Origin of the sequence: Streptomyces montanisoli (assembly GCF_017813245.1) — a bacterium.
Lineage (GTDB): Bacteria > Actinomycetota > Actinomycetes > Streptomycetales > Streptomycetaceae > Streptomyces > Streptomyces montanisoli.
In genome coordinates this window covers 46,758-54,127 of record NZ_JAGIQL010000031.1, presented here as the reverse complement: position 1 = coordinate 54,127, position 7,370 = coordinate 46,758, and the positions used below count along the sequence as shown (strand labels likewise).

Here is a 7,370-nt window from a genome sequence, read left to right as displayed (position 1 = left end):
GGGCCTCGGGGTGCACGTCCAGCTGGTCGGCGATGCGCTTGATCGCCCCAGCCCGGACGGCCGGGTCCTTGCGGGCCTCGACCGCGAGACGCGTCGCGCGTTCACGCAGTTCATCGGGGTACTTACGGGGAGCAGCCATGAGCGGCATCCTTCCGGGTCTTCGATGTCTCCATCAAACCCGGGGCGATTCACTCTTCCAGTTCGGTTCGTCGCTTGAGCAGGTCTTCGCGATCTATGGCAACGTGCTGGAAGTCGACGGAAATGGCGAGGTGCTGAACGACGGGGACGCGCAGTACCGAGCCGCACAGTGGATTCGCCGCCATTGCGACCCAACTTACGAGGTCGAGCCGCCCTTCCAGGCTTGGGAGACGGAACTGCACGGCCCATGAATGAGCCGGCAGCCTTCGGGGAACCTCACGTTCGATACACATCGACGCTGCGGGTGTCTCAGCGATGAGGCTCTCGCGGTGGTGGAGTCGCTGGCGGCTCGTGCCACGGCCGATCCGTCGGACGTGGACGGTCGGGCTCTCGACGGCTATGACGACGTCCGGAGCTTCCTGCATCTGTGGTGATGACGATCCGCGCGTACGGGTTAGGCAGCGTTCACGCTGCTCACGCGGGCAGTCAGGCGCTTGTCAGGGACAGCCCGTCCGAACAGAAGCTACGCCCGCAGTTCCTTGCGGAAGACCGTAGAGCTGTGCCTGACCGTCATGCCCACCCGCAGATACAGGTCGAGCGCGCCGGTGTCCGAGTGGGTCCATAGTGTGCACGTGCGTCGTCCCGCCTGGTGGAAAGCGTGGAAGGCGTAGCGCAGCAGGTGGCGTGCGATGCCCTGGCCTCGCTGATCGCGGCGCACCGCGACCTGCTCGACGTATCCCTCGTCCGACTCGGGCAGGTCCAGGGACAGCGCGGCGCCGACCAGTTGAGCGTTGTGGAAGGCGAGCGGCGACAGGGCGGGGGCGAAGGTGGGTCGGTCGACGGTGTGTTTTGCCCACTCCGCATAGGGCTGACGTCGCTCTTGCCACTCGTCGAACGCGTCCTGCACCAGCAGGTGTGTGGCTGGCTCATCCCCGGCACGTAGCGGCCGGACCATGATTCCCGGCGGCGCCTCAGGCACAAGTGGCTCGTCCGGCATGGTGTATTCCATCAGCCAGGCCGTAACCAGTGGTGCGTAGCCTCGCGAGCGCACCAGCGCGACGGCTCCGGCGTCGCTGTCGGGGACCGTCTGCACGATTCCCTCGCTGCCCGCCTGGACGGCCCGTGCCTCGACCCAGTCAAGCAGCGCAGCGCCCAGGCTGCGCCCACGGTGGTGGGGATGCACGTCGATCTCGGAGCGCCGATCCGCCCAGGCCCACGCCGCCAGTCGACCGGACGGGTCACGAACAAGAACGGTGTCCGAGCTCGGCGTCAGACCGGGGCGGGCGAAGACGGCGGCTACAGACCCGGCATCGGTGCGCACCCGGCCGTTCGCCGCCCGCTCGCAATCCGCGACCAACGCGTGGATCACGTCGACGTCGTCAGTGCCGGCAGGTTGTGACCGGTAGCCGGGTGGCAGCATCGGGCCGGAGAAGGGCACCACGAGACCGTAGTGCGGCGTCGGTCGCGTGTCCAGGACACCCTGAGGGCGGGACGCGCCGCGCCCGCCCACCCTGGGGGTGGATCCGGGTCTCCACCCCCCGGCCTCGTATCTCCACCCGGTGACCGGCCCGTGGGCCGATGGCACGGTCACGCGTCGCGGCGACGGTGGACGCATGACAGCGAACATCGTGATCATGCAGCTGGCCATTCTGGCCGTGGTGCTCGAATCCGACCTCGGTCGTCGCAGGATCGGCTGGTTCCGGGTGGGGCGGCCGGTCGTCGGTGTGATCGTCATCGTGCCGTTCTTCTTCACCTCGCTGCCCACGGGCGGCGACGACCTGCTGCTGCAGGGCGCGGGAGCACTGGCCGGGGCCGTGCTCGGGCTGTTCTCGGCCTGTCCGCTTCTGGTGTCCGTCGGCTACTGCCCCGATTGGCGACGGCGTTGGCCGCGCGCCTCGGCCAGCGCGGGCAAGCCTGCCGCGTTCAGCCGCTCAGGGGTCGGTTACGCGGCCATCTGGATCGCTGTGACCGTCGCCCGGCTCGGCTTCGCCTACGGCGCCCAGCATGTGTTTCCCGTGGGGCTCGGAACCTTTCTCGCCGGTCACCATCTGAGCGGCACCGGCCTGACCAACGGCTTCATCTTCCTGTCCGTGGGCATGAGCCTGTTCCGCAGTCTGGGGCTGTGGCTGCGAGGCAGGGCATGCCTGGCTGCCCAGACCCGGCCGGGCGCACTGCGGGCGCGGTCCTCTGCCGTGCCGTCCTGGGACAATGCGGAGCGATGAGTATCACCAGCAGATTCAGGTCGGCCGCGGATCCTCCCGGCATCGGGCTGAGCGGCATGATCCCCGATCCGCGTGCGCAGGCCGCGGTCATGCTGGTGGGGCTGGGCGTGTCGGTCTGGGCCAATGTCGCCACCCTCCCGGCCGGTCCTGGGGTCGTCGCGCCCGTTGCCTTGGCCGTCGCGGCGGTGGCCTGGCTCGTCCTGATCGCCGGGCCGCTCCTGATCGCCGGGCCGCTCATGGCCGCCGGGCCGCTCCTGACCGCCCGCGCCCGGGGCGCGCACGTGGCCGTGGCAACCACGGTGATGTGTGCGGCCGGTGCGGTGCTCGCGGTCACGGACGCCAACGGGCTGATCTTCACCGGCCTCGCGGTGAGCATGGCCGCCGCAACGTTCGATCCGGTTGTCGCCCTCGTGCTGTCCGCCGCCGGTCCCGTCGCCTACTGCCTGGCGGCGATCGCCCACGGGCCGTTCCCCGGTCGCCTGCTGGCCACCGCCGCCGCGGCCCTCGCCGGGCTGGTGGCCGGTGCGAGCCGACGCGAGATCGACCAGCGCGCCCGGCACAGCACACTGGTCGCCACCGAACGCCGCCGCGCCGCGCTCGCCAGGGCCGAGGCGGAGCTGGCCGGTGAGCGCAACCGTCTCGGCCGCGAGCTGCACGACGTGCTCGCCCACACCCTCGGCGCGCTGTCGATCCAGCTCACCGCGGTCGACACGCTCGCCCGCACGAGCGCGCCGCGCGAGAAGCTGCTCACGCAGATCGAGCTCGGCCACGAGCTGGTCAGCACAGGTCTGGACGAGGCGCGCCAAGCCGTTCGCGCGCTGCGGGGCGAGGCCACACCGCCGGCCGCGCAGATCGAAAGGCTGTGTGAACTGCACCAAGCGGAGTTCGAGGTGGAGGGTGTGCGCCGGGATCTCGACGCGGGCACCACGCTCACGCTCTACCGGCTCGTTCAGGAAGCACTGACCAACGCCGCCAAACACGCCCCCGGCGCCCACGTGCACGTACGAGTCGGCTTCGGTCAGCGGGACGTGACCGTGCAGGTGGGCAATGCCAGGCCCGCCGCCCCGAAACCCGAGACGCGCGCGACACCGCGCACAGGCGGCGGTGGGTTCGGGCTGCGTGGCATGCGGGAACGCATCGAGCAGGCCGGCGGCGATCTCCGGGTCGGCCCCACGCCCGACGGCGGCTGGCGCGTCGCCGCACGCGTCCCCTATCGGCGGGGTGGCTCGGCCAACCGCGAAGACGGGAGCAGCGGATGAGTCCCACACCGATCTCCGTCGTCGTCGCCGACGACCATCGGGTCGTTCGCGAGGGCCTGGCCACCATCCTCGACGCCGTCGACGGGGTGCACGTCGCCGGGCTCGCAGCGGACGGCGCGCAGGCCGTTGACCTCGCCGTCCTGCACGAGGCCGGCGTCGTCCTGATGGACCTGCACATGCCCGGCACCGACGGCGTCGAGGCCACCCGTCGGCTGAGGAGCGAGCGTCCGGACACGGCCGTCGTGGTGCTCACCACCTACACCGACGACGACTCCGTCCTCGCCGCCCTCGAAGCCGGCGCGATCGGCTACCTGACCAAGAACGCCTCCGCCACGGACATCCACCGTGCCATCGAGGCCGCCGTGTCCGGTCACGCCATGCTCGATCCGGTCGCCGCCACCGTCCTGATCAACGCGAGCCGCCGCGACGACCCCGGGCATGCCGAGCGGGACGCGGCGCTCCCCGACGGCCTCACCGAGCGCGAGGCCCAGGTGCTCGGCCTGATCGCGCAGGGCATGTCCAACGCGGAGATCGCCGCCAGGCTGTACCTGAGCCGCGCCACGGTGAAGAGCCACGTCCATCAGATCTTCGCCAAGACCGGCAGCCGCGACCGCCCGCAGGCCATCGTGTACGCGCACCGGCATGGAATCCACGCAGAGGAGGATCCCGGCCGGCGGGACGGGTGAGGGGCCGATCGGCCCGCTCGTCACATGCCTAGCGTCCGGCCGACGCGCCCGCCAGGAAGACGGTGATCGCGTCGTCGACGAGCGCATCGCTCTGGTCCGTCGTGATGCGCCCTGACGTGACGAGCGCCGAGATGCCCTGGACGGTCGCGGACAGCAGCAGCGTCAGCCGGCCGACGTCGCGCGCGTCGTACGCGCCCGCTTCGGCGGCCGTGCTCATGATGTCGGTCATCGTCGCGAACAGGCGTTCCGCAGCGCCCGCGACCGCCTCCGAGGGGCCGACCACCTTCGCCGAGAACATGAGGTCGAGCAGCGCGGGCTCGCGCACCGCGAACCGCACGTACGCCGAGGCGGCCGCGCGGAGGGCGGACGCGCCACGGCCGGACGTCCCGTCGCCGGACGTCCCGTCGCCGGGCGCGCCGTCGCCGGACGCCCCGGCGCCGGAGGTGCGCGCGGCCGCCCCGCGGATCTCGTCGGCGAGGCGGACGAAGCCCCGCTCCGCCAGCGCGTCGAGGAGCGCGGCGCGGTCGATGAAGTGACTGCGCGGGGCTCCGTGGCTGACGCCCGCCGCGCGGGCCAGTTCACGGAGGGACAGCGCGTCGATCCCCCGCTCACGGAGCACCGTCTCCGCCTGGTCGAGCAGCACGGCACGGAGGTTGCCGTGATGGAAGGGCCGGTCGTCGGGCATGGGACCCATGGTATCGGGATCTAGGCGTTGACTAGGAACTAGGCACTGTCTACTCTGACCGTGCGGCGCGGGCGATCCGGCGGCGCGATCCAGCGGCCATGCAAAGAGAGTTGGGACGCAGATGACCGAACAGAACGTCGCGCTGTGGCTGCCGAAGCGCGGCGCCCACTTTGCAGTGGGGCCCGCCCCTCGAACGCCACCGGCGGCGAACGAGATCGTCGTGCGGGTGCGGGCGATCGCCGTGAACCCCGTCGACGGCCTGCCCGGCTTCCTGTACCGCGTGGTGCTGCCGTGGCTCACCTTCCCCGCGGTCGTGGGCTCGGACGTCGCCGGCGAGGTTGTCGAGGTCGGTCCCGGCGTGACGCGGCTGCGGCCGGGCGATCGGGTGCTAGGGCACGCGTTCGGCGTCGAGAAGTCGCAGAACCGTGCGGCCGAGGGCGCGTTCCAGCACTACGTCGTGCTCATGCAGCACATGGTCTCGCCCATCCCCGACTCGCTGCCGTTCGCGCAGGCGGCGGTGGTACCGCTGACGCTCTCGACCGCGGCCACCGGCATGTTCCAGCAGGACCACCTCGGCCTCGCGATGCCGTGCGCAGACCCCGTCGACCCCGTCGACCGGTCGGAGACGGTTCTCGTGTGGGGCGGTTCGACGAGCGTCGGGAGCAACGCGATCCAGCTCGCGCGAAACGCCGGCTACCGCGTCGTGGCGACCGCGTCACCGCACAACTTCGGCTACGTGCGCTCGCTCGGCGCGGCCGGGGCGGTGAGCTACCGCAGCCCCACCGCCGTCGACGAGGTCGTGGACATGATCGGCGAAAGCCCACTCGCCGGGACGCTCGCGATCGGGTCCGGGTCGCTCCCGAAGGCCATCGCGATCGCGGCCAGGACCGAGGGCAGCAAGCGCGTCGCGTCCGCGCAGACCCCGCTCGTCGCACGCGTCCAGTCCTGGCGTGCACCGCGCCAGGGGGTGCGGGTGAACGGGATCTGGGGCGGCACCCTGAAGGACAACGAGGTCGGCCCCGCGATCTACGCCGACTTCCTCCCGGCCGCGCTCGCCTCCGGCGCGTACCGCGCCGCGCCGGACGCGACGGTCGTGGGCGACGGCCTCGCCCACATCCCCGAAGCGCTGCGCCGGCTCCGGGACGGCGTCTCCGCGACGAAGCTGGTCGTCACGGTGTGATCCGGGCACCACCGATCGGGACCGTGGCGCCCGGCGTCAGGCGGTGGTAGCGCGACGGGGTGCCGGGGCCCTTGTCGCCGAGGAAGCCGCCGACCATCGCCGTGCCGATGTCGTTCAGCGCGCCGTCGTGGATGGCGTAGGCGTCGCGTGGGGCGACCTCGCGGACGTAGTCGATCAGGTGGCCGACCGTGGACCAGGGGGCGTGCACCGGCAGCAGCAGTGTGGAGACGGGGGCGGCGGGGACGGTCAGCGCGTCGCCGGGGTGGAAGAGCGCGTCGTCGACGAGGAAGCCGATGTTGGCGATGCGCGGGATGTCGGGGTGGATGACCGCGTGCCACGCGCCGTGGACCTTCACGTCGAAGCCGGCCGCGGTGAACGCGTCGCCCTCCCCGACGGCCGTGACCCGGGCGCCGAGGCCGTCCAGTTGCCCCGCGACCGCGTGGTTGGTCCACACGCGCAGGCCCGGGTTGTCGCGGGCCGCGCGGCGCAGGGCGTCCTCCGAGAAGTGGTCGAAGTGCTCGTGGGTGACCAGCACCGCGTCGGCGCCCTCCAGCGCCTGCGGCTCGGTCAGGCCGCCGGGGTCCACCACCAGGCGGCGGCCGTCCTTCTCGACACGGACGCAGGCGTGGCCGAACTTGGTGAGCTGCATGGTCGGGGGTCCTCTCGCTCGAAACTGTACAACTAGGTTGTAGAACTGCATTGTACAACTGCGGCGAGGATGTCTGGGTAGGATGCCCGCATGGACGAGGACGGGCCGATCGAGGACGTGGCCGACGACGGGCTGGCCGATGAGTTGCGGCAGTCGATCGGGGCGCTGGTCAGGACCGTACGGGCCGTGGACACCATGCCTCCGGGCGAGGCGGCCGCCCTCGGCTACCTCGACCGCGGCGGCCCGCTGACCACGGCCGACCTCGCCCAGCGGCGCGGCGTCACGCACCAGTCGGCCGCCAAGTCCGTCAAGGAACTCGCCGCCGGCGGCCTGGTGCGCGCGGAGCCGCACCCCAGCGACGGCCGCAAGCTCCTGCTGCACATCACCGACGACGGGCGCGCCCGCCTCAAAGGCGAGCGCGCCCAGCGGGCCCGCGTGCTCGACGCCGCCATCCGCGACGAGTTCAGCGCCGAGGAGCGGCGGCGACTGGCCGACTGCGTCGGCCTGCTGTCCCGCCTGACGGGGCGACTCGCCGGGAGGTGACGCGGGCG

9 protein-coding genes are annotated in these 7,370 nt (G+C 71.9%); 6 read left to right on the top strand and 3 right to left on the bottom strand.

Annotated elements, in window-relative coordinates; genetic code table 11:
* Window positions 1-137: 137 nt before the first annotated feature.
* Window positions 138-389: a DUF7677 family protein gene (locus JFN87_RS10720; RefSeq protein ID WP_209339732.1), complete on the top strand. Its 252-nt coding sequence runs from the start codon at window positions 138-140 to the stop codon at window positions 387-389.
* Between the two features lie 272 nt (window positions 390-661).
* Here JFN87_RS10720 and JFN87_RS10715 read toward each other — a convergent pair whose 3' ends face one another.
* On the bottom strand, window positions 662-1,576 hold the full coding sequence (locus JFN87_RS10715; RefSeq protein ID WP_307865392.1) for a GNAT family N-acetyltransferase: 915 nt from the start codon (window positions 1,574-1,576) through the stop codon (window positions 662-664).
* Window positions 1,577-1,751: 175 nt separating this feature from the next.
* Here JFN87_RS10715 and JFN87_RS10710 point away from each other — a divergent pair, with 175 nt between their 5' ends.
* The 3 genes from JFN87_RS10710 to JFN87_RS10700 are packed head-to-tail and all read left to right on the top strand — an operon-like array spanning window position 1,752 to window position 4,305.
* Window positions 1,752-2,360, top strand: coding sequence for a hypothetical protein (locus JFN87_RS10710; RefSeq protein ID WP_209339730.1), 609 nt, complete (start codon window positions 1,752-1,754; stop codon window positions 2,358-2,360).
* Entirely contained in the window at window positions 2,357-3,619 is a 1,263-nt protein-coding gene (locus tag JFN87_RS10705) for a sensor histidine kinase (protein ID WP_209339728.1), read from the top strand. Before JFN87_RS10710 ends, JFN87_RS10705 begins: the two co-directional genes overlap by 4 nt.
* On the top strand, window positions 3,616-4,305 hold the full coding sequence (locus JFN87_RS10700; RefSeq protein ID WP_209339726.1) for a response regulator: 690 nt from the start codon (window positions 3,616-3,618) through the stop codon (window positions 4,303-4,305). Before JFN87_RS10705 ends, JFN87_RS10700 begins: the two co-directional genes overlap by 4 nt.
* Window positions 4,306-4,333: 28 nt before the next feature.
* On the opposite strand, the gene JFN87_RS10695 is transcribed toward JFN87_RS10700, so the two are convergent.
* A complete protein-coding gene (locus tag JFN87_RS10695) occupies window positions 4,334-4,990 on the bottom strand; it encodes a TetR/AcrR family transcriptional regulator (RefSeq protein WP_209339723.1) in 657 nt (218 codons plus the stop codon).
* Between the two features lie 121 nt (window positions 4,991-5,111).
* Between JFN87_RS10695 and JFN87_RS10690 the strand changes: the two genes are divergently transcribed.
* On the top strand, window positions 5,112-6,170 hold the full coding sequence (locus tag JFN87_RS10690; protein ID WP_209339721.1) for a zinc-binding alcohol dehydrogenase family protein: 1,059 nt from the start codon (window positions 5,112-5,114) through the stop codon (window positions 6,168-6,170).
* On the opposite strand, the gene JFN87_RS10685 is transcribed toward JFN87_RS10690, so the two are convergent.
* Window positions 6,160-6,819, bottom strand: coding sequence for an MBL fold metallo-hydrolase (locus tag JFN87_RS10685; RefSeq protein WP_209339719.1), 660 nt, complete (start codon window positions 6,817-6,819; stop codon window positions 6,160-6,162). The two genes, JFN87_RS10690 and JFN87_RS10685, sit on opposite strands and share 11 nt — an antisense overlap.
* A gap of 117 nt (window positions 6,820-6,936) precedes the next feature.
* Here JFN87_RS10685 and JFN87_RS10680 point away from each other — a divergent pair, with 117 nt between their 5' ends.
* Window positions 6,937-7,362, top strand: a complete 426-nt coding sequence (locus JFN87_RS10680; protein WP_209339754.1) for a MarR family winged helix-turn-helix transcriptional regulator — start codon at window positions 6,937-6,939, stop codon at window positions 7,360-7,362.
* Window positions 7,363-7,370 lie beyond the last annotated feature (8 nt).